This window comes from Desulforamulus ruminis DSM 2154, assembly GCF_000215085.1.
Classification (GTDB): domain Bacteria; phylum Bacillota; class Desulfotomaculia; order Desulfotomaculales; family Desulfotomaculaceae; genus Desulfotomaculum; species Desulfotomaculum ruminis.
Genome location: NC_015589.1, coordinates 69,541 through 90,165, shown reverse-complemented (window position 1 = coordinate 90,165; position 20,625 = coordinate 69,541). Strand labels below are relative to the sequence as shown.

Genomic DNA, 20,625 nt, shown 5'->3' with positions numbered 1-20,625 from the left:
ACCAAAAGCTGATTGGGGTTATCGTCCTTGCTTTAAAAGGAATTTTTATAAACCACCTCCCAGAAAATTGTTTGCTGCCCAGTTGATTATAAAATATAAAGTATTAGGTATTACCACTTGTTGTAAACGAACCCAGGGGCATGACACCAACTTCCCCGGCCAATTGGTTCAGCTCTGCCAGCAACGGATCCGGAACAGGAATGCCCTCCCGTTTACGCCGCTTGGCTTTCATAGCTCTCCTTTCGCCGGGAATAAAAATTTCCTCAACCCCTTCTGCTTTGGGTGTTTCCTTAATTTCCGTAATCATTTGCAGCATCCGGTTAAGGAAAAATCCCAGCGGCATAAATTTAGCCACATCCAGGGCAACAAAGAAATGTCCGATATCCACCGGCTGGGTGCTTTCGTCGTAAATCCACCCCACATTTTTACCAAAGGCGGATCCACTGATAATTCCCGCCATCACTTCAACCGCCAGGGCTAATGCATAGCCCTTGGGTCCGGCCATGGGAAGCACCGCTCCCTCCAGGGCGGCTTTGGCATCGGTGGTGGGTTTTCCTTCCTTGTCAATGGCCCATCCTTCGGGGATGGGCTGGCCTTGTTTGGCTGCCAGAATAATGTGGCCCCTGGCCACGATGCTGGAGGACATATCCACCACCACCGGCTGTTCTTTGCCGGGGAAGCCAAAGGCTATGGGGTTGGTCCCGAAATAGGCTTCCTTGCCGCCCCAAGGCGGGATCCCGGAAGGAGTGTTGGTAAAAGCCAAACCCACCATGCCCGCAGCGGCTGCCTGTTTACAAAAATAGGAGGAAGCCCCGTAATGGTTGCTGTGTTTAACCGCCACGGCACCCACACCGGCCTCTTGGGCCAGACGAATGGCCACCTCCATGGCCCTTACGCCCACCACTTGCCCCAAGCCGTTGTCGCCATCCACCGTAGCTGCCGCCGGTGCGGTTTGATTAACTTTAATTGCCGCCTTGGCATTAATGCGCCCCTTTTGAATCCGGCTTACATAGATGGGCAGCCGGCTGATGCCGTGGGTATCCAGCCCTTCCAAACTGGTATCCACCAGAACATCCGCCGCAATATCGGCTTCTGCCTGGGGCACGCCCACTGCTTGCAGCAAATTGGAGCAAAATTCGGTCAACTGTAACGCAGTAAAATTCATTGATTTTTCCTCCGTTCTTCCGCCCTTATCTTACGATGCACAGAGAACCCTGTCCACACAATACCTTGACACATTCCCGGGCCACCAGTTCGGACGTTCGCACCTGGGCTTCCTCGGTCAGTCCGGCAATATGAGGCGTCACCATCAGGTTATCCAGCTCCAGCAGTTGGTTGCCCTCAGGCGGTTCCTTGGACAGCACATCCAGGGCGGCTCCGGCAATAATATTGGATTTAAGGGCTTCATAAAGATCGCTTTCGTTAATGACACCACCCCGGGCTGTGTTTATAATGAAAGTGGTCTTTTTCATGGTCTTGAGACTTTCCCTGTTGATCAAGTTCCTGGTTTGATCATTTAGCGGCACATGCAGGCTGACATAATCCGCTTCGGCCAAGACTTTTTCTAAAGAAGTCATATTGACACCAATGTCGGTGCAGGCCAGTTCGTAGGGCGGCAGGAAGGGATCATAACCAATGACCTTCATTCCAAAGGCCTTGGCCCGGGAAGCCAGCCGGGCGCCAATTTCCCCCACACCGATGAGACCCAGGGTTTTGCCGTAAATTTCTTCCCGGGTAAAGAGCTTACGGTCCCAGTTCCCTTGCTTAACATCCTGAGACGCCTTTTCCAGGGGGCGGGAAAAGGAAAACATGGCGGCAAAAACATATTCAACCACCGAGATGGCATTGGCATTCCGGGCAAAGACCACTTTAACGCCGGCTTCCCGGGCAGCGGCCAGTTCAATGTTATCCAGACCCACGCCCAAGCGGCCTACCACTTTGAGCTTGGGGGCTTGGGCCAGCAGTTCTCCGGTCACTCTGGTCTGGTTTCTTACAATCAGGGCGTCGGCATCCGTTAAGAGTGAAGGCAACTGCTCATTCTTCTTCCACAGATTGGGATCGTAAATGACTTCACCCATTTCCTTTAATATCTCGATTCCTTCGTTCCAGATCAATTCGGTTATGACAAATTTCATTGATTATTCACCTGCTTTTATTTATTAGCCCTTTCAGCAACCAATTAAATTATCTCAAAATTTAATTAATCTGTTAATTCTGAACTTACCGGTGAAACATCCTCTTATGCTATGGGCCAGACCGTCCGCCCTGCTTCCTTCCCCTCCGATAAGTGAACTATAGTACTTATATAGCAAGAACTGTGCCAAAGTATAAATCCAGACAAATTGCATTTTTTCGACTTCTTGATTCTAAAAATATTGCAATTTTGCAATTATAGGTTACTTTTTTCTCGTTTTATGTCGTTTCTCGGACAATCCCCCTCTTGCAGAATTGCAATTTATTTGCGCAGATGCAATAAATTTTGCTTTATTCAGAAATGTCTCAGCTTAAAAGAAGGTTGTTTTTCAAGAAAAAATTTAATTTTCTTTCATTTCATGAACTACATTTCCCAAATTCTTGAGTTCAGGATGGTGGTCCTATAGAAAGAGAAACCTGTGGTATAAACCACAGGTTTGATCACAGGTCCTGATCATAGAGGGATTTATGGAGAATTTAGGGACATAAAAGCTACTAAAAGAAATCTTAGTCGTTACATCTTTAAGACCACAATTTTTTCCTTGGTCATTTCTTCGATTACATACCGGGGGCCTTCCTTGCCGATACCACTTTCCTTCCAACCTCCATAGGGCATGAGATCGGCGCGGAAAGTAGAAACATCATTAATGATGACACCGCCGGCTTCCAGCTCCTCAGCGCAACGGGTGGCGATATCCAGGGAATTTGTAAAAATAGCCGCCTGCAAACCGTAACATGAATCATTAGCCAGGGCGATGGCTTCGTCGATGGTATCGTAAGACACAATATTAAAGACCGGAGCAAAAACTTCGTTACAACTGCATTTCATTTGCGGCTTAACGTTGGCTAAAACTGTCGGCTCTAAAAAGGGTCCTTTGCGCTGCCCCCCTGCCAAGAGTTTGGCCCCTTCAGCCACCGCCTCTTGAATCCAGGCTTCAGCCCTTACCGCCTCTTTTTCACTGATCATGGGGCCAATATCGGTGGCAGGATCCAGAGGATCTCCAATTTTTAAGGTTTGGGCCAGAGCCGCTGCCTGCTTGCAGAATTCATCGTAAATGGGAGCATGAACATAAACCCGTTGTACGGAAATGCACAACTGGCCGGCATTGGCAAAGGCAGACCGCGTGCATGCGTCAACGGCCGCCGCCAAATCAGCATCGCCGTGAACCAGGGTAGGGGAATTAGAACCAAGCTCCAAAGAAATGGGTCTAAAACCCACGGCAGTTTTTAGTTTCATTCCTACCGCCGCACTACCGGTAAAGCTGTAAAATGCGATTCGTTGGTCCTTGGCCAGGGCATCGCCCACCACCGGGCCGGACCCCATCACCATGTTTAAGTACCCGGCCGGCAAACCTGCTTCCGCCATGATCTCACAGAGTTTTGCACCGATAATGGGAGTGGCGCTGGCAGGCTTGTACACAACAGCGTTCCCGGCAGCAATGGCCGGACCCACTTTATGGCAGGTTAAGTTGGCCGGTACATTAAATGGAGTAATGGCACAAACAATGCCCAGGGGTACCCGCGTGGTCCAGGCGCGGCGGTTTTCATTTCCGGGAGAACCGGCAATGGGAACAATTTCTCCCTGTACACGCTTACTTTCCTCCGCGGAAATCAACAGAGTTTGGGCTGCCCGGGCTACTTCGCCCTTTGCTTCTTTTAGCGTTTTGCCTACTTCCTGGCTGATGGTTAGAGCTAAGTCCTCCTGTCTTTCCATCATTAATTCGCTGGCTCTTTTTAAAATTTCATAACGGCGGTAAGGAGCTAACTTTTTGGTTTTAAAAGCATTCTCAGCGGCAGCAATGGCCGCATCCACTTCCTTGGCACCGGCGACATAATACTCCGCCACCGTCTCTCCTGTGGCTTTATTCAATACTTTTTCCTTTTGATTGGTGCTTACCCATTCACCATTAATAAATAATCGAACCTCAGCAACCATTTTATATGGCCTCCTTTGTATAAATTACCCGGGGCCAAAGCCCCAGGCCTATGCACCCAGATTAAATACTTTCCCTATATAGTTTGATCATGTCCATTAGGTTTGTTTCCCGCGGATTCGTTTTATAAATACCGCTGCCGATGGCATCCCGGGACATCTGCACGATTTGCTTCTCCGTAATCTCCATCTCTCTTAATCCAGCGGGCAGGCCAATGTCCTTGACCAGCTTTCTCACGGCTACGGCAGCCTTTAAAGAGGCTTCCGGCGCCGGCAGGCCCGAAACATTCTCCCCAAAGCATCCGGCAATTTCTATAAATTTATCCGGACAGGCCATGGTGTTAAATTCCATCACCGCCGGCAGCAGAACTGCACAAGCAATGCCATGCAGGATATTAAAGTGTCCGTCAAGGGAATTGGCCATGGCATAAACATTGCCCAATCCCGAATTAGACGAACCCAAAGCAGCATACAAGCAAGCCATTTGCATGCCGGTGGCAGCTTCTAAATCTCTGCGGTTAGCCACAAATCTGCGTAAATATTTGGCGGCCAACTGAACTCCCTTAAAATTTAATAAATCGGTTAACTCCGAGCTGCCCAGGGATACGTAGCCCTCGATGGCATGGGTCAGGGTAACCATCCCGGTAGCCGCCGCAATGGCGGCAGGCAAGGTTTGCAGCATCAGAGGATCAACAATGGCTACCCGGGGCGATTGTCCTGCACCACTGACAGAAATTTTGCAATTTCTTACCCGGTCGGTTATGACCGCTGTGCTGAGAATTTCCGCTCCGGTACCTGCCGCCGTGGGTACCGAAACAATATTTGGCGGAGCGCAGGGGTATTTGTCAACTCCCGCGTAGGTGCCAATGGGTCCGGGATTGTTCACCATAATACCGATGGCCTTGGCCGTGTCCATGGCGCTGCCGCCGCCCACCGCCAGCAAAATATCACATTCTTCGTTCCGGTAAACCTGTAACCCCTTTTCCACAATATCAATGGCGGGATTGGTTTCAACTTCATCAAATACAACATAGGCCAGGCTTTCTTTACTTAGGGATTCCAGGATATCCACCAGCAAACCCGCATTCACAATGCCCTTATCGGTACTGATGAAAACAACCTTGCCTCCCAGGGACTTCACCTCCGTCCCAACCGTTTTCCTGGCATCAACACCACTGATAATTTTGGTCGGGGCTGTAAAGGAACAAATCTGCAGGGTTATACCGACTCCCCCCTCCCCCAAAAGTGAACTATAGTACTAATATAGCAAGAACTATGCCAAGGCATAAATACAGATAAATTAGACTTTTTTCACTTCTTTATCCTAAATAATTTGCATCTTTGCAATCAAAAATTACTTTTTATTGCATTGTGTCGTTTCCTAGATAGATTGTCCATTGCAAAATTGCAAATTCCCTTGCACAGATGCAATTAATTTTACTCTTATTCAGAAATTTTCCTGGTTGAAACGAACATTGTTTTATAAAAACTAGTTTCTTGCCATTCATGAACTACATTTCTCAAAGGATTAAATTTATGCCACAAGTGGATCTATACAGCTCGGTTAAAACAAAAAAGAAAAAGCCTAATATTGAAATCGGGCTTTCTCTCTTTTAAACTACAAGATAAATTATATTAGATTGTATTTTTTTAATTTCCTAAAAATAGTGGAATGATTTACATGAAACAATTTGGCCAAGGTAGTAGTTTTGCCATGGGTATTTAAGGCATTTTCCAAAAGATTTCTTTCAAACTCATCCATGATCTCACTGAGGGGTTTCTCTTCTATATTCAGGGGATGGGGTTGGAATAAGCTGTTTTTATTTTGGTTTGTCAGCAAATAACTGGGTAAATCCTGCAACTGCAGGATTTCTTCATCTCTTGTTACGATCAAGCCCTGAATCAAATTCTCCATTTCCCGCACGTTTCCAGGCCAGGGATAGGATTTGAGCATTTGTTTCGCTTCCTGGGAAAAAATCATTTTCTTTTTATATTTGGTATTAAATTTATCTAAGAAATAATCAATGAGCGGTATAATCTCCTCCATTCTTTCCCTCAGCGGGGGTATTTCCAGCACAGCCACATGCAACCGGTAATACAGGTCGCTTCTAAAGTTGCCCTCCTTGATGGCTGCCTCCAAGTTCCTGTTGGTAGCCGCCACAAAACGCACATCTACTTTTTTTACTTTGGTCGAACCAATCCGCATGACTTCTTGATCCTGCAAAACACGCAACAATTTTGCCTGCATGGAAAGGGGCAGTTCTCCGATCTCATCCAGGAAGAGGGTCCCCTTGTCGGCCAATTCAAAATATCCCGGTTTTCCCTTGGAACTGGCTCCGGAAAAGGCCCCCGGGTCGTAGCCGAAGAGTTCGGATTCAATCAGATTCTCCGGAATGGTGGCACAGTTAATTTTAAAGAACGGCTCATCCCTCCGGCTGCTGTGTTCGTGAATTTTTTTGGCAAAGACATCTTTCCCAACACCGGTCTCCCCTAAAATCAAAACCGTCGTGTCTGTCTGAGATATCCGTTTTAACAAATCCATTAATTTTATCATTTTAGGGCTTTCAATCACCGCATGGGTCTGTCCAAAGTTTTTCGTGCGCAGGTATTGCGCTTCGTGATGATATTTTTGAATGAGCTCCCGCTGGACCGATATTTCATCTTTTAACTGAGAAAGAACGGTAACATCCCGGACATAGGTGACCACGTAAGCCACCTTTCCTCCCTCATCGAATACCGGATGCCCGTTGATAACAACCTTTCGCCCTGTTTTATTTAACTGAACTGAGGTCTGGGGCTTTCCCGTCTTAACCACAATGGGGTTTAGAGGAGAATCAAAAACCCCCGCCTTCTCCAAATCCGTAACCTTACGTCCCAAAAGTTCTTCCTTCTTTAAACCGGTAAGTTTTTCATACATATCGTTAACTTTTATAGTAACCCCACGGGAATCCGTAATATAGATACCATCATAAAAAACATCTAATATTTTATCAAAAAATATTTCTAAGTTTTTGGGTGCACCACCAGTATCCATAATAACGACTTCCTTTATCTTTTATTTATTCTCCTTAAGGCTCCATAAAGCAGAATTGGCGCCAAAGATTCTATTATATTTTTATATTAAGCATAACATTCCCGTCAAGCCAATGGACCCGTTGGTTATCTTATAATCCATTTTAGCAAATTGCTTAAAAATAATAAAAGGCAACACATGGGTTGCCTAAAAATTTCTTTACACAAAGAAGTTTTTTGTATATAATTAATTATTGTGCACAACTATCCTATTTTATAATTTTATTATAATTAGTTTACCACAATCTTAGGCCTGTGTCAATAAACTTTTAAAAAATAGGGGGGCTCCAATGAACGGGGAAAAGCAAAAGGAATTGGCTTATCTCGAAGAAACCATTGCCGTGATTCAAAAAGAACGGGCTAAAGAACTGGCAAAGCAATCCAAGCAAAAGAAAAAAGTAATTGACGCCAGAAGGGATATGTGGGAAAATGCCGCTCCTTTTTCCGGTGACTTTGCCCTGCTTACGGAAATGAATCAATGTCTTCTTCAGGTGAATCAGGAGACCGCCGGTTATCAGAACACCGTGAAGCAAATCGAGGATTATAATAGCATCATAGATACTCCTTATTTCGGCAGGTTTGATTTCGCGGAGGAAAGCTGCGGCCCTGGGGAAAAGATTTATATTGGCCTTCATACCGTGACCGATTCCCAAACACACCAGGTTTATGTGTATGACTGGCGGGCACCCATTGCCAGCATTTTTTACCGGTATGAACCGGGCCGCGCGGCCTACAACGCTCCGGCCGGGTTAATTCACGGAGACCTCTTGTTAAAGCGTCAATATAAAATCAGGAACTCTAAACTGATCTATTTTTTTGACTGCAACAGGATGATCAATGACGAAATGCTTCAAGAAATATTAAGCTGCAATGCCTCCGTGAAAATGAAAAATATTGTGGAAACCATTCAAAAAGAGCAAGACCTCATTATCCGGAATAGGGACCACGACCTTTTAATGGTACAGGGTGTGGCGGGCAGCGGTAAAACTTCCATTGCCCTGCACCGCATTGCCTTTTTACTCTATGACGGTTTAAAGTCAAAATTGGCTTCACATAACATTATGATTATTTCTCCCAATCCGATCTTTAGCAGATATATTTCCGATGTCCTGCCGGGCCTTGGAGAAGAAAACGTAGAACAAGCGACCTTTGAAGATATTGCAGCAAGAGTTTTTGCCGACAGGTTTAGGATAGAAACCCGGGCCATGCAGCTTGAATCTATGATTTATTCCTGCCGCACGAACCAAGGGAACGCCAGGAGGCAAAGCGCAGATTTCAAAGGTTCAAAAACCTTCGTCAAGATCCTTGACCGATTGCTCCGGCATTATGCCCGCCACATGATTCCCTTTGCCGATGTCTATTACGACGGTCTTATTCTGGAAACCAGGCAACAGTTGAAAAACCGTTTTCTAAACAACAAAACCGGCATACCCATGGCCAAACAACTTCAACGGATAGAAAATTGGATTTGGCAAAAGGTTCACCCGCTGCAAAAGAAACGACTTAAAAAAATTGAAAAAATTGTAGCCAGCAGTGAAGGACATGATTTGGAAATCAGGTCCTTCAGCCGATTGATGTCCATTAAGGAAGCAGCCTCTTTCCGGAAGCGGCTTCATAAATTTACCAGGGTGGATTACCTGCATCTGTATGAAAGACTCTTTGACCAGCCCAAACTTTTCTTTAAACTCTCCCAGGGGCTTGACCTCCCGGAGAATATTGAACAGATTCTTTCTAGTACCAGGGAGGGCCTGCAAAGAGGGCAGGTGCATTATGAAGATGGCGCTCCCCTTCTGTATCTAAAATTGCGCATGGAGGGGCACAATCTATTTCCGGAGATTCAACAAGTGGTCATCGACGAAGCCCAGGATTATGCTCCTCTGCAATACGAAGTTTTTAAACTGTTATTTCCGGAAGCAAAATATACGGTTTTGGGAGATATTCGGCAAACCATCGAAAAAGAAGCCGATCCCTCCCTGTATGATGATATTTCAGCCATACTGGATAAAGAAAAGAGTATCACCCTGCAATTAAATAAAGCCTACCGGTCTTCTTATGAAATTAATACTTTTGCCCAAAGGCTGTTGGGCCTAGAGCAGAATCGTTTTTTTGAACGTCACGACAAAGAGCCCTTGATTGTACCGAACAAAACGGAGCAATCCATGGACCGGGCCATTCGCCGTGCTGCTTCGGACTTCCTTGGACAAGGTTTTGAATCTGTGGCCATTCTATGCAAAACCCAGCGAGAGGCGGAACGAGTTTATCACAAATTAAAGGAATGGATACCTGTTAAACTCATCCATCCCCAGGAAGGAAAGGTGGAAAAGGGTCTTTCAGTCATTGCTTCTTATATCTCCAAAGGTCTGGAATTTGATGTGGTCATGGTGTACGGTGCAAACAAAGGCAATTACTCCAGTGATCTGGACAAAAAGCTATTATATGTTGCTTGCACCAGAGCACTCCACCGCTTGGCCATTTATTACACCGGAGAGAAATGTCCCTTTATTTAAAGCTTAATTTTCCGTTCCATAAATAGGTGTTTAAAGCCCCCCTAACAAGGTAACGATAAGATAAAGTTACCCGTGAATTAAGGTAAAAATCATTTCTTACAGCAAAATCTCATGGGGGGTATTCTTAAATGGCTCATAGTACTACAAATGGCAACGGCTTTAGATTGTCTTGGGACAGTCGCTTTATCCGAATCGTTATACCAATTCTCTTTGCGGCTTTATTTTTTATCCTGCCTTCTCCTCAGGGGCTTTCTCCCCAGGCCTGGAAACTATTCGGTATCTTTGTAGGCACCATCTTAATGCTGATGTTGCAGGGATTACCGGAACCCAGCGCCATTTTTGTCGGTGTAGCATCCGCCGGGCTGATGGTGGTGCCGTTAAAGGATGTGCTGGTGGGCTATACCGACAGCACGGTGTGGTTAATCGTAACAGCCATTATGATGAGTATCGGTTTTAAGAAGAGCGGGCTGGCCAGGAGAATTGGCCTGATATTGATTAAAGCCTTTGGCAAAAGCAGCCTGGGTTTAGGTTATGTATTTAGTTTTATGGATTTGTTATTGGCTACCTCCATTCCTGCTGCACCTGCCCGGGGCGGCGGTTTGGTCTATCCCCTTTGCCAGGGGGTCTTTGATGTGGTGGATTCAAAACCGGATCAAAACCCCCGGCGCCTGGGCTCCTACCTGACGGTTCTGCTGTATATGATCAGCATGACCACCGGCAGCTTGTTTATCACCGGCATGGGCCCCAATGTTTTAAGCACCAAACTGGCCGACCAGATTCTGGGCATTCAAATTAGTTGGCCCCTCTGGACTATGGCTGCCCTGCCGGGTTTCATTGCTTTCTTGTTCATTCCCTGGGTGGTTTATCGAATTTATCCGCCGGAGATGCATTCTGTGGAAGGAGTCCGCCGTATGGCCAGAGGTGAGTTAGAGGAACTGGGACCGGTGGATTGGAAGGAAATGGTGGTTGCGGCTACTTTTTTACTTGCCCTGGGTTTATGGGCCACCAGTACCATCAGCAAAATTGATGTCGCTATCGTGGCCTTTCTGGGCGTTACCATTATGACTCTGTTTAATATTATTCAATGGAAAGATATTGTGGAAACCAAAGAAACATGGTCTATTTTAATTTGGTTCGGCGGCATCATCGGCCTCTCCAGTGCTCTGGATAAAGTGGACTTTTTTAAATGGCTGACGCTGCAGATGGAGCAATCCTTGCCCATCGGGGGTACCAATGTATTTATTGCTTTTATCATTATTGCCCTGGTGGCCATTTTACCTCATTATGTCTTTCCCTCTCTGGTGGGTTACGTGGCCGCCTTTGCTCCGGTATTGTTCAGCTTTGTTGCCGTGACCGGCGTGCCCAAATACCCGGCATTTTTCCTGATCGCCTATTTAATGGTGGTTTCCTCCACCCTCACTCACTACGGTAACGGTCTTGGACCGCTTTTGTTCGGAACAGGCTATGTCGATAAAAAGACCTGGTGGAAGATCGGTTTTGTGGTAACCGCTTTAACAACCATCCTTTATCTAACCGTCGGATTATTCTACTGGAAGTTAATTGGTCTATGGTAAAGGCAGATTGATTTCTTTAAAGGGAAAACCTTTTTCAGGTCTCTCCCTTTTTACTTTAACTTAAGATTTATTTCATGTTTTTGTCATGATCTAAAAAGAGTTATTCATTATAATGGTTCGTATATGGATATTTGACCTGCTGCATTGCCAGTCAGAAATTGAAAGAGCTGGAAGAACTAACTCATATACCTGCAAATCCAGGATTGTTATACTTTTATATGAGGGTTCTTTTAATTGAAAGTGAATGAAAGGCTTCTCCTTTCTAAACCGACATTTATTGAGAGGTGATTCTTTTGCATATTCTTGTTTGTGTCAAACAGGTGCCGGATACAACCGAAGTTCGGATCGACCCTGAAACCAACACCTTAGACCGGTCCAGCGCACCGGCCATCATGAATCCCTATGACAGCCATGCGGTGGAGGAAGCGGTACGCATCAAGGAACGCTTTGGAGGGAAGGTCACCGTGATTTCCATGGGACCGCCCAATGCAGTGGAGGTTATCCAGCGATGTATTGCCCTGGGAGCCGATGAAGGATATTTATTAAGCGACCGGGCCTTTGCCGGTTCCGATACTTTGGCCACAAGTTATATTTTGGCCCGGGGAATACAGAAAGTTTGTGAGCAGGAGCCTTTTGATTTAATTTTTTGCGGCAAACAAGCCATTGATGGCGATACCGCCCAAGTGGGTCCCGGTATTGCCCGGCGGTTGGGCATGCCCCAGTTAACTTACGTGCAAACCGTGGCGGCCCTGGACCCCCGGGCAAGAGAAATCAAGGTGCACCGGAAGCTGGATGAAGCCTATGAGGTGGTAACGGCAAAACTGCCTTGCCTTCTTACGGTGGAGAAGGAGATCAACGAATTAAGGTATTCTTCTCTTCCCAACATGCTGCGGGCCGCCCGCTATCAGCCCCGCATTCTGCAAGCGGTTGACCTGGAGGCAGATCCCTCCATGATGGGCCTAAAGGGTTCCCCTACTTCCGTGACCAAAATTTTTGCCCCTTCCCAGCGAAACCGGGGAGAGATTTTGCAGGGCGATGAGCAAAGCATGGTCAACCAGTTAATGGCGAAACTGTCCCAGAGAATGACTCAGAATAATTAAGCCGAGGTGGTTAAAATGGCGGTTCGTGTATCATCTGCTTGTATTGGTTGTCAGGCCTGTATCCCGGCCTGCCCCTATGAAGCGCTTTATATAAACGAAGAAGGCTTATGCCAGGTGATTGAAGAAAAATGTGTTGCCTGCGGCCAATGCGTTGAAGTTTGTCCTGTAAGCGCACTGAGCCTTCCGGAAATGGCCCATGAGGCAAAGGAAGATTTAACCACCCTTGCCGGGGCGGAGGCTGCCGTGCTGTCCGGCGACCTGGGCCGTTACCAGGGGGTATGGGTTTTTATTGAGCAAAGAGAAGGGCAGATTATGCCGGTATCTTTGGAATTGCTTGGCGCCGGGCGTCAACTGGCGCAAAAGCTCGGGGTGGAACTGGCCGGTGTTCTTTTAGGACATCAGGTGTGCGGTTTGGCCAATAAGGTCTATGAATGCGGCGCCGATAAGGTTTATCTTGTGGATAACCCGGCCCTCCGCTACTACCGCACAGAAACCTATATGCAGGTTTTTGTGGATCTGGCCAAGGAATACCTGCCGGAGATTATTTTAATGGGTGCCACCACCACCGGACGGGATTTAGCCGGAGCGGTTGCTACAGAGTTAAGGACCGGGCTTACTGCGGATTGCACCGGTTTGGATATTGATCTGCAACAACGTCTGCTGCTGGCCACCCGTCCGGCCTTTGGCGGCAATATTATGGCCACCATTGTCTCCAAGGCGCACCGCCCCCAAATGGCCACCGTTCGACCCAAGGTCATGCGGATGCCCGCCCTGGCGCCCGGCCGGCAGGGTGCGCTGGTTCAGAAGGAAGTCAGCCTGAAGGAAGAGGACCTGCTGACCCGGGTGCTGGAAATTGTGCAAGAGCAGGGCGAACAGGTTAACCTGCAGGAAGCGGAAATTATTGTGGCCGGCGGCCGGGGGCTGGGAGACCGGGACGGTTTTCAAAAGATTTGCTTTGGACTGGCGGAGGCTCTGGGCGGCCGGGTTGGAGCGTCCCGGGCGGCGGTGGAAGCCGGCTGGATTGACCATAAATACCAGGTGGGACAAACGGGCGTTACCGTAGCTCCTAAAATATATTTTGCCTTGGGCATTTCCGGAGCTATTCAACATCTGGTGGGAATTCGCGGGGCGGATGTCATCATCGCCATTAACACCGATCCCAACGCTCCGATTTTTAAGGAATGCACCTACGGCCTGGTAGGGGATGTTTTTAAACTGGTGCCCCTGCTAACGGAACCTTTAAAAGAACTATTGACACAGAATAAAGCTGATTTGCAAAAACAGCTTCAAGGTCAGGGGGGAATCAACTGTGCCTGAAAAATTTGATGTGATTGTGGTTGGTGCCGGCGTTGGCGGCCTAGCCGCTGCTTATAAACTGGCCCAGGCCGGTTTGTCCGTTGTGGTTATTGAACGGGGGGATTATCCCGGAGCTAAAAACGTCATGGGCGGAGTTCTTTACCGGTCCATGATGGAAGAATTAATCCCGGAATTTTGGAAAGAAGCCCCCTTGCAAAGGCCGGTGGTGGATCAGCGCTTCTGGCTGATGGATGAAGAGTCGGCGGTTACCACCGGATATAAGGGGCAGGCCTGGGCCAGGGAACCTTACAATTGCTTTACCGTGTTCCGGGGCCAGTTTGATCAGTGGTTTGCCCGCAAATGCACCGAAGCGGGAGCCGTCATCATTAATGAAACCGTCGTTGAATCCTGCATTGTGGAAAAAGACCGGGTGGTGGGTGTCAGAACCAGCCGTCCCGAAGGAGACCTTTACGCCAATGTAGTGGTGCTGGCCGACGGCGTCAATTCCCTATTAAGCAAACAGTTGGGTTTTCATCAAGAATGGAAGCCCCAGGAAGTGGCCCTGGCGGTGATGGAAGAATTGAAATTGCCCGCTGAAGTCATTGAAGACCGGTTTAATCTTGAACCGGGCATGGGCGCCACCATTGAGATTTTTGGCGGCGGCACCCTGGGCCTGGTGGGCACCGCTTTTATCTACACCAATAAAGAACATCTCTCCATCGGGGTGGGCGCACTGTTATCCCAAGTCAGGCAGAGCAAGGTACGCCCCTATGATCTGCTGGAGAATTTAAAAAGGCACCCTTTGGTCCGCCCGTTAATCCGAAATGGAGAACCGGTGGAATATTATGCCCATTTAATTCCCGAGGGAGGCTATAACGCCATTCCCAAACTGGTGGGCCCTGGCGTGGTGGTGGTAGGAGACGCCGCCCAACTGGTAAACGGCATTCACCGGGAAGGCAGCAATTTAGCCATGACTTCCGGCCGCCTGGCTGCCGAGGCCATTGTGGAGGCCCATGACACCGGCAACTTTACCGCCCAGGGCTTATCCTCCTACGAAAAGAACCTGCGCAACAGTTATGTCATCCAGGACTTAAAGAAATACAAGAATGCTTCTCATTTATTTGAAACAAATCCCCAATATTTCAACGAATATATTCCGGTCAGCAACATGGCGCTGCAGGAAATGTTAACGGTGGATGGCCTCAGCAAACAGGGCAAACAAAAATTAATTTTAAAACGCCTCTTAAGTGAAAATTCTCTGTTCTCCTTAGGTAAAGACCTTTATCAAGCTTGGAAGGCGATGAGATAATGAAGGATAAATTAATAAAAAAATTAAAAGATTTGGATACGGAAATTAACATTGACGACAAATTGTATTTGAATCGCTGGAAACCGGATCAGACCTCTCATCTGGAAATCATCGACGAAGCGATCTGTGCCGAAAAATGCTCCGGCAAGGATTGTACCCTGTTTTGCCCGGCCAAAGTTTATGAGTGGCGGGAAAACCGGATCTCCGTGGGTTATGAGGGATGTTTGGAATGTGGCGCTTGCAGAATCGGCTGCCCCTACGAGAACATTCGGTGGCGCTATCCCAGAGGTGGGTATGGGGTTCAATTTAGGCTGGCTTAAGCAACCGGGAAAATTAGCTGCTGGCAAAAACAGCCTCTTGCCGGAAGCCGTTGCAGGTTTTTAACAAACCGATAGGAGTGTAAATATGACCTCTGTTACAAGAAAGAACCTATTGGAGTGGGCCGGCACCATTGTGGTAGCCATTGTATTATCCTTAGTGATCCGTTCCTATGTGGCCGAGGCCAGATGGATCCCCAGCGAATCGATGCTCCCCACCTTAAAGGTGGGAGATCATCTGATGACCGACAAAATTTCTTATCAGTTTAAATCAATCCAACGGGGAGATATTGTGGTTTTCACCCCTCCTGCCGAGGCCCATATCGAAGAGGAAGCCCTTATCAAAAGAGTGATTGGGTTACCGGGGGATACCGTTTCCATCCAAGAAAGAACGGTCTACATCAACGGCAAACCATTAAAGGAACCCTATCTCTTAGAAAAACCCCGGGAGGATTTAAAACCCTTCACTGTTCCCGAAGATCATGTGTTTGTCATGGGGGATAATCGTAACAACAGCTACGACAGTAGATTTTGGGGCCCTCTGCCAACCGATAATATCATTGGCCGGGCAATGTTTCTTTATTACCCTTTCAATCATTTAAAGGTTCTTACCCGTGGGTAGATTGGTACCATGGGAAAAACCCGCCAATTTTAAAATACTCCCTTGAGGTCAAGGGAGTATTTTAAGTCTAGCGGCTATTCTTTAAACAAATCTACAAAGATTCTTACTAACTCCGGATCGAATTGGGTGCCGGAACAATGGATTAATTCCTGTAAAGCCTGCTCTACACTTATTTGTTCCCGGTAAACCCTGGTAGAAGTCATGGTGTCAAAGGCATCCGCAATACTGATCATTCTTGCCGTCAGGGGAATATCGTAACCCATGAGCCCGCAGGGATAGCCCTTTCCGTCAAAACGTTCATGATGATATAAAACAATCTCTTTAAAGGGCATTAAGGATGGATTTTCTTTAATGAGATGATATCCCATTACCGGATGCCGCTTTATGAGTTCCCACTCCTTTGGGGTTAGTTCTCCGGGCTTACAAAGAATTTCCTTGGCAATTTTACTTTTCCCGATGTCGTGAAGCAAAGCAGCTAAAAAGACCTGGCAGCTATATTGGTTTCCCATGGCCACAGCAATAGCACTGGCGTAATGGGCTACTTTATAACAATGATCCCTAGTATCCATATCTAAATCTAAATAGGCTAACGAGCTGAGATCTGTAATACCCAAAAAGGTTGTTTGTTTTTTTAACATCAAGGAAGCCCCTTTATAAAGAAATGAACCCTCGGGTGTCCAGCAAGCGGAAGCAGGCTGCCGGCCCAATATCCACTGATTTTAATCCTGGAAATTAAAGTTTAACAGCAATGGCATCTAATTCCGCTACTAAACCTGCTAAAGTCTGAGTAGCCGATGATATTTCCTCGGTACTGGCTGTTTGTTCTTCCACCGCTGCAGCAACATTTTGTACCGCGGACGATACTTCCTCCACCGCGCTGATAACCCCCTGTACGGAGTCGGTCATATCCTTGGCCGCCCCGGCTGCGGACAAAATATCCCCTTCCAAACCATCCACGGCCAGGGTGATCTTACCAAACTTATCCTTTACTTCTTCCAGCACCCGGGCTCCTTTTTCCACCTGATTTACACTTAAAACCATGCTCTGGACTGCTTCCTGGGATTTACTTTGGATGGTGGTGATTAAACCATAAATGTCCTTGGTGGCCTCTGCGGACTGCTCGGCGAGCTTTCTTACTTCTTCAGCCACCACCGCAAAACCCCGGCCGTGTTCACCGGCCCGTGCTGCTTCTATGGCTGCGTTCAAAGCCAGTAAATTGGTTTGGTCGGCAATCTTAGTAATTAATTCAATAATTTGGTTAATCCTGCCCGCGTCTTCTCCCAAGCCGCGAACCACCTTTTCACTCCCGGCAGCGGAATGTTGAATGGCCTGCATCTGTTCAAAGATATCCCGGAGCCCCTTGTCCCCCTCCTTGGCATAGCCCGAGGTTTGCACCGAGGTTTCAGAAATACGTTGAATATTATGGTTAACTAACTCCACTTTATTAGAAATATTTTGGGCATTGACATTTACCTCTTCCATGGAGGCGGCCACTTCGTTGGTGGTGGAAGCCGATTCGGTTGCTCCGGCCGCAACATTTTCCGAGTTGGCGGATAACTCGGTGGTCAAAGTATCCACATTGCGGGATTTTTCCTGTATTTGCGCCGCAATTTCTTTGAGATTTTTAAAGATTACCACGGCAATGATAAAACTAACCAGGACAGTTATGATAACAATGATGGTGGCAATCATAATGCTTCTCTGGGCAGCCACTGAAGTCTCTTTACTACCATTGACTAAATTATTTAATTGACGTTCGGACAATTTCATTCCATCCGTATTTAGTTTGCTGACATACCCTCTATTGTCTGAAAAATATTTTAGCACTTGTTCTTCAGCCGCCGTTCGTTCCTCTCCCTGGGCCGCCTCCCGGGTCTGGATCAATGAAATCATCTGTTCCGTAAAAATTTCGTACTCTTCCAGATCTTTTACAACCGCTTGATGCATCTGTCTTCCTTCATCCGTTGTTAATAAAGGAAGAATTGCTTCTAATTCTTCCTTTGTCCGGGCCATTGATTCTTGGATGGTTTTAATTTCGTCCTCTTCTCCAAACAGCATATAAGCCCGCACACTGGCTGCAGAACGGTTGAAATTACTCATTAACGATTCGGTCTTGGCATAAGCAAAGGCTTTTTTCTCAATAAGCTCCGTATAGCTGTTATCGCTCCTTTTAATGGTTGCGATTAAAAATAAAGAGGTTCCGATAATTAGCAGCAACACCAATCCAATACCCCAAATAAATTTAGAGCGCAGGGTTTTGTTCATCATGAAGTTTGTATTTTTAAGCAATTTTGCACCCCCGAATATTTATGCTATTTGGTCTAGATTTAACATTAACCACAAGTGTTCTTTTTTCTTAATAATTCCCCTGATAAAAGAGGTATCCGCGGAAGCAACGGCCTTCATTTCTTCCATTTCCTCCAGGGTATATGTACCTACTTCCAAAACCCGGTCGACAATTAAACCTACCTTTTTTTTATTCGACTCTACTACAATAATCCGGGTTTCATTACTTTCCGCCTGTTCAGACAATCTCAGCAGATGAGCGGTGTTGATAATTGGAATCAATTCGTTGCGCAGATTAATAATTCCCTTGGCCTTGTCATTCTCCTCATTGACCGGGGTTACTTCCACCATACGCATGATTTCCTGCGTTTTCAGAATATCAACACAATAACGTATATCCCCCAACTCAAAGACGATCACCTGGTTCGTGGACATTTGTTAATACCTCCTTTCTTATAAAGACCTGACCAACACAGCTTTTTCACCCCCTTCAAATGACCGTCAATCATCACGGCCTTATCCGCAAAGGTTGATTTTCCTTTACTTCATCCCAGGCCTTAAAGAGAAGAGTACATCAATAGCCCTGTTAATCTTTCTGGCTTCATCAATCAGTTCCAGATACCGGTTGATTGCGGGATGGTCCGGCTTTTCCTCGGACAAAAGTTGCAAATTACTGATGATAACGGTAAGCGAATCTTTGATCATGGGTATGTACTCCTGAGCCAATTCCCTCTGCACCCTTTCATGGTTATGCATTTATCTCACCCCATTCAGTTCAAATCCATTGTTTCTAACAGCAAAATAAATGCCAAACCTTTAAGAATTAAAAAAAAGCTTTATAAAAGGCCGGAGATGCTTGAATTCGGCTATAAATAAAAAAATAAAGCTATTATAGCTTTATTTTCAAAAGGCAATTTTCGACATATAAATAGTTTTATTTCTCAAAACAATACATTTATTGTTTAATTTTGCGATATAATGTTGCTCTGCTGATCCCCAGGGCCCTGGCGGCTAAAGTAACATTGCCGTTATAATATTCTATGGTTCTTTCAATGTATTCTTTTTCCACATCCTGCAGCAGTCTGGGATGAAAGGAGGATTTGCCTTCCAGTTGGGGGTTGTTCAACCCATTTAAACTATGAATGATACCCTTTAGCCTTTGAATTTTAAATTTTTGTGGTGAAAAATTACTTTGATTCTGGCCATTCTGCCTGCTAAAGCTATTAATAATGTCTTTTGGTAAATGTTTAATGTCAATGACCCCGGAGACATCTTTTAAAACAATTTTTTGAATAATGCTGTATAGCTCCCGAACATTGCCATACCAGGGATAACATTGTAGTACATGTAAAGCCAGTTCGGTAAAAAGAGGGGGGGTGGGATGATTATAGTTAGCGGCAACTTTTTCGGCAAAATGCTTGACGAATTCGATAATATCCTCGCTTCTTTGTCTCAGCGGGATTAAATCCAACCGTACCACATTTAAACGATAATATAGATCCTTTCTAAATTTACGGCTTCTTACCAGGTTCTCGATGTTGGCATTGGTGGCAGTAATAATTCTTACGTCGGTCTTGATGGGTTTTTCACCACCCAAACGCAAAAATTCACCGGTTTCTAGTACTCTAAGCAACTTTACCTGGATGGCCTGGCTGGCTTCAGACAATTCATCTAAAAAGAGTGTTCCCTTATTGGCTAATTCAAAGATACCTTTTCGGGTTCCGTTGGACCCGGTAAAAGCTCCCTTTTCATGACCAAACAATTCACTTTCCAGCAGACTTTCATGCAGGGCGCCGCAGTTTATGGGCACAAAAAGATTGTTTTTCCTGTCGCTGGCGGCATGAATAAATCTGGCCAGCACATCTTTTCCAGTCCCTGTTTCACCGGAAATCAATACATTTACTTTTTTATTGGCGATTTTATAGGCCGTGGTGATTACTTTTCGCATCTCTTTGCTGTTGCCAATCACCATGCCCACGGTATCCGCACAACTCCGTATGCTTTCAAACTCGGTATGATTTGACTCTTTCTCTCCGAAATCACCAACGCTTTGAACGATCCTCCGCACCTTTTCCAGCGACTCAAAGGGCTTCTCCAGATAATCGTAAGCCCCCAATTGAATGGCCCGTATTGCCGTTTCAATCGAGCCATAACCGGTCATAATGATACAACGGCATTCTGGCTGAACATTTTTGATATACTGGAGTAAATCCAATCCTGTAGTATCCCGCAGCTTAAAATTTATCATGGCCACCTTAAAATTTTTTTGCGCTAATTTTAGGTAGGCGGACTTGGCATCATCTACCGCGGTAACCCGGTATACCTGACTTCCCAGAATCCTTTTAAAAAGAGTTTGGATTTGCCGTTCACCATCAACAATTAGTACGTTTACATTCATACCTTCCCTCCCAGGGCA

At 46.3% G+C, this 20,625-nt stretch carries 17 protein-coding genes; 7 read left to right on the top strand and 10 right to left on the bottom strand.

The genetic code is table 11. The features are described from left to right. Positions 1-103: 103 nt before the first annotated feature. From DESRU_RS00455 to DESRU_RS00435, 5 genes are all read right to left on the bottom strand, one after another. Complete coding sequence (locus DESRU_RS00455) at positions 104-1,165, bottom strand: Ldh family oxidoreductase (RefSeq protein ID WP_013840168.1); 1,062 nt, start codon at positions 1,163-1,165, stop codon at positions 104-106. A 25-nt stretch (positions 1,166-1,190) separates the two neighbouring features. Continuing rightward, complete coding sequence (locus tag DESRU_RS00450; RefSeq protein ID WP_013840167.1) at positions 1,191-2,135, bottom strand: hydroxyacid dehydrogenase; 945 nt, start codon at positions 2,133-2,135, stop codon at positions 1,191-1,193. A gap of 572 nt (positions 2,136-2,707) precedes the next feature. Next, entirely contained in the window at positions 2,708-4,129 is a 1,422-nt protein-coding gene (locus DESRU_RS00445) for an aldehyde dehydrogenase family protein (RefSeq protein ID WP_013840166.1), read from the bottom strand. A 61-nt stretch (positions 4,130-4,190) separates the two neighbouring features. Further along, positions 4,191-5,369, bottom strand: a complete 1,179-nt coding sequence (locus DESRU_RS00440) for an iron-containing alcohol dehydrogenase (protein ID WP_013840165.1) — start codon at positions 5,367-5,369, stop codon at positions 4,191-4,193. Positions 5,370-5,756: 387 nt separating this feature from the next. After that, positions 5,757-7,160, bottom strand: coding sequence for a sigma-54 interaction domain-containing protein (locus tag DESRU_RS00435; protein ID WP_013840164.1), 1,404 nt, complete (start codon positions 7,158-7,160; stop codon positions 5,757-5,759). A 328-nt stretch (positions 7,161-7,488) separates the two neighbouring features. On the opposite strand from DESRU_RS00435, the gene DESRU_RS00430 reads away from it, so the two are divergent. The 7 genes from DESRU_RS00430 to lepB all read left to right on the top strand — a co-directional run bounded on the left by DESRU_RS00430 (position 7,489) and on the right by lepB (position 15,923). After that, positions 7,489-9,705: a HelD family protein gene (locus tag DESRU_RS00430; RefSeq protein WP_013840163.1), complete on the top strand. Its 2,217-nt coding sequence runs from the start codon at positions 7,489-7,491 to the stop codon at positions 9,703-9,705. Positions 9,706-9,833: 128 nt separating this feature from the next. Next, positions 9,834-11,279, top strand: a complete 1,446-nt coding sequence (locus DESRU_RS00425) for a DASS family sodium-coupled anion symporter (RefSeq protein ID WP_013840162.1) — start codon at positions 9,834-9,836, stop codon at positions 11,277-11,279. 293 nt (positions 11,280-11,572) lie between these two features. Beyond that, positions 11,573-12,379 carry an electron transfer flavoprotein subunit beta/FixA family protein gene (locus DESRU_RS00420; RefSeq protein ID WP_013840161.1) on the top strand — a complete coding sequence of 269 codons (807 nt, stop codon included), beginning with the start codon at positions 11,573-11,575 and terminating at the stop codon, positions 12,377-12,379. 15 nt (positions 12,380-12,394) lie between these two features. Further along, positions 12,395-13,696, top strand: coding sequence for an electron transfer flavoprotein subunit alpha (locus DESRU_RS00415; protein WP_013840160.1), 1,302 nt, complete (start codon positions 12,395-12,397; stop codon positions 13,694-13,696). Then, positions 13,689-14,984, top strand: a complete 1,296-nt coding sequence (locus DESRU_RS00410; RefSeq protein ID WP_013840159.1) for an FAD-dependent oxidoreductase — start codon at positions 13,689-13,691, stop codon at positions 14,982-14,984. The genes DESRU_RS00415 and DESRU_RS00410 overlap by 8 nt, the downstream gene beginning before the upstream one ends. After that, complete coding sequence (locus DESRU_RS00405) at positions 14,984-15,304, top strand: ferredoxin family protein (RefSeq protein ID WP_013840158.1); 321 nt, start codon at positions 14,984-14,986, stop codon at positions 15,302-15,304. The genes DESRU_RS00410 and DESRU_RS00405 overlap by 1 nt, the downstream gene beginning before the upstream one ends. An 85-nt stretch (positions 15,305-15,389) precedes the next feature. After that, a complete protein-coding gene (gene lepB, locus DESRU_RS00400) occupies positions 15,390-15,923 on the top strand; it encodes a signal peptidase I (protein WP_013840157.1) in 534 nt (177 codons plus the stop codon). A gap of 74 nt (positions 15,924-15,997) precedes the next feature. Here the strand turns inward: lepB and DESRU_RS00395 are convergent, their stop codons facing one another. The 5 genes from DESRU_RS00395 to DESRU_RS00375 form a co-directional block, all read right to left on the bottom strand. After that, positions 15,998-16,561: an HD-GYP domain-containing protein gene (locus DESRU_RS00395; RefSeq protein WP_013840156.1), complete on the bottom strand. Its 564-nt coding sequence runs from the start codon at positions 16,559-16,561 to the stop codon at positions 15,998-16,000. Positions 16,562-16,655: 94 nt separating this feature from the next. Next, positions 16,656-18,212: a HAMP domain-containing methyl-accepting chemotaxis protein gene (locus tag DESRU_RS00390; protein WP_013840155.1), complete on the bottom strand. Its 1,557-nt coding sequence runs from the start codon at positions 18,210-18,212 to the stop codon at positions 16,656-16,658. 18 nt (positions 18,213-18,230) lie between these two features. After that, a complete protein-coding gene (locus tag DESRU_RS00385; protein ID WP_013840154.1) occupies positions 18,231-18,644 on the bottom strand; it encodes a chemotaxis protein CheW in 414 nt (137 codons plus the stop codon). 105 nt (positions 18,645-18,749) lie between these two features. Next, positions 18,750-18,965 carry a hypothetical protein gene (locus DESRU_RS00380; RefSeq protein ID WP_041275248.1) on the bottom strand — a complete coding sequence of 72 codons (216 nt, stop codon included), beginning with the start codon at positions 18,963-18,965 and terminating at the stop codon, positions 18,750-18,752. A 199-nt stretch (positions 18,966-19,164) separates the two neighbouring features. After that, entirely contained in the window at positions 19,165-20,607 is a 1,443-nt protein-coding gene (locus DESRU_RS00375; protein ID WP_013840152.1) for a sigma-54-dependent transcriptional regulator, read from the bottom strand. Positions 20,608-20,625: the final 18 nt, after the last annotated feature.

Coding starts and splice junctions, on each gene's coding strand:
- DESRU_RS00425 (WP_013840162.1), top strand. CDS start 9,834: ATGGCTCATAGTACTACAAATGGCAACGGCTTTAGATTGTCTTGGGAC.
- DESRU_RS00405 (WP_013840158.1), top strand. CDS start 14,984: ATGAAGGATAAATTAATAAAAAAATTAAAAGATTTGGATACGGAAATT.
- DESRU_RS00430 (WP_013840163.1), top strand. CDS start 7,489: ATGAACGGGGAAAAGCAAAAGGAATTGGCTTATCTCGAAGAAACCATT.
- DESRU_RS00395 (WP_013840156.1), bottom strand. CDS start 16,561: ATGTTAAAAAAACAAACAACCTTTTTGGGTATTACAGATCTCAGCTCG.
- DESRU_RS00445 (WP_013840166.1), bottom strand. CDS start 4,129: ATGGTTGCTGAGGTTCGATTATTTATTAATGGTGAATGGGTAAGCACC.
- DESRU_RS00455 (WP_013840168.1), bottom strand. CDS start 1,165: ATGAATTTTACTGCGTTACAGTTGACCGAATTTTGCTCCAATTTGCTG.
- DESRU_RS00450 (WP_013840167.1), bottom strand. CDS start 2,135: ATGAAATTTGTCATAACCGAATTGATCTGGAACGAAGGAATCGAGATA.
- lepB (WP_013840157.1), top strand. CDS start 15,390: ATGACCTCTGTTACAAGAAAGAACCTATTGGAGTGGGCCGGCACCATT.
- DESRU_RS00415 (WP_013840160.1), top strand. CDS start 12,395: ATGGCGGTTCGTGTATCATCTGCTTGTATTGGTTGTCAGGCCTGTATC.
- DESRU_RS00375 (WP_013840152.1), bottom strand. CDS start 20,607: ATGAATGTAAACGTACTAATTGTTGATGGTGAACGGCAAATCCAAACT.
- DESRU_RS00380 (WP_041275248.1), bottom strand. CDS start 18,965: ATGCATAACCATGAAAGGGTGCAGAGGGAATTGGCTCAGGAGTACATA.
- DESRU_RS00435 (WP_013840164.1), bottom strand. CDS start 7,160: ATGGATACTGGTGGTGCACCCAAAAACTTAGAAATATTTTTTGATAAA.
- DESRU_RS00385 (WP_013840154.1), bottom strand. CDS start 18,644: ATGTCCACGAACCAGGTGATCGTCTTTGAGTTGGGGGATATACGTTAT.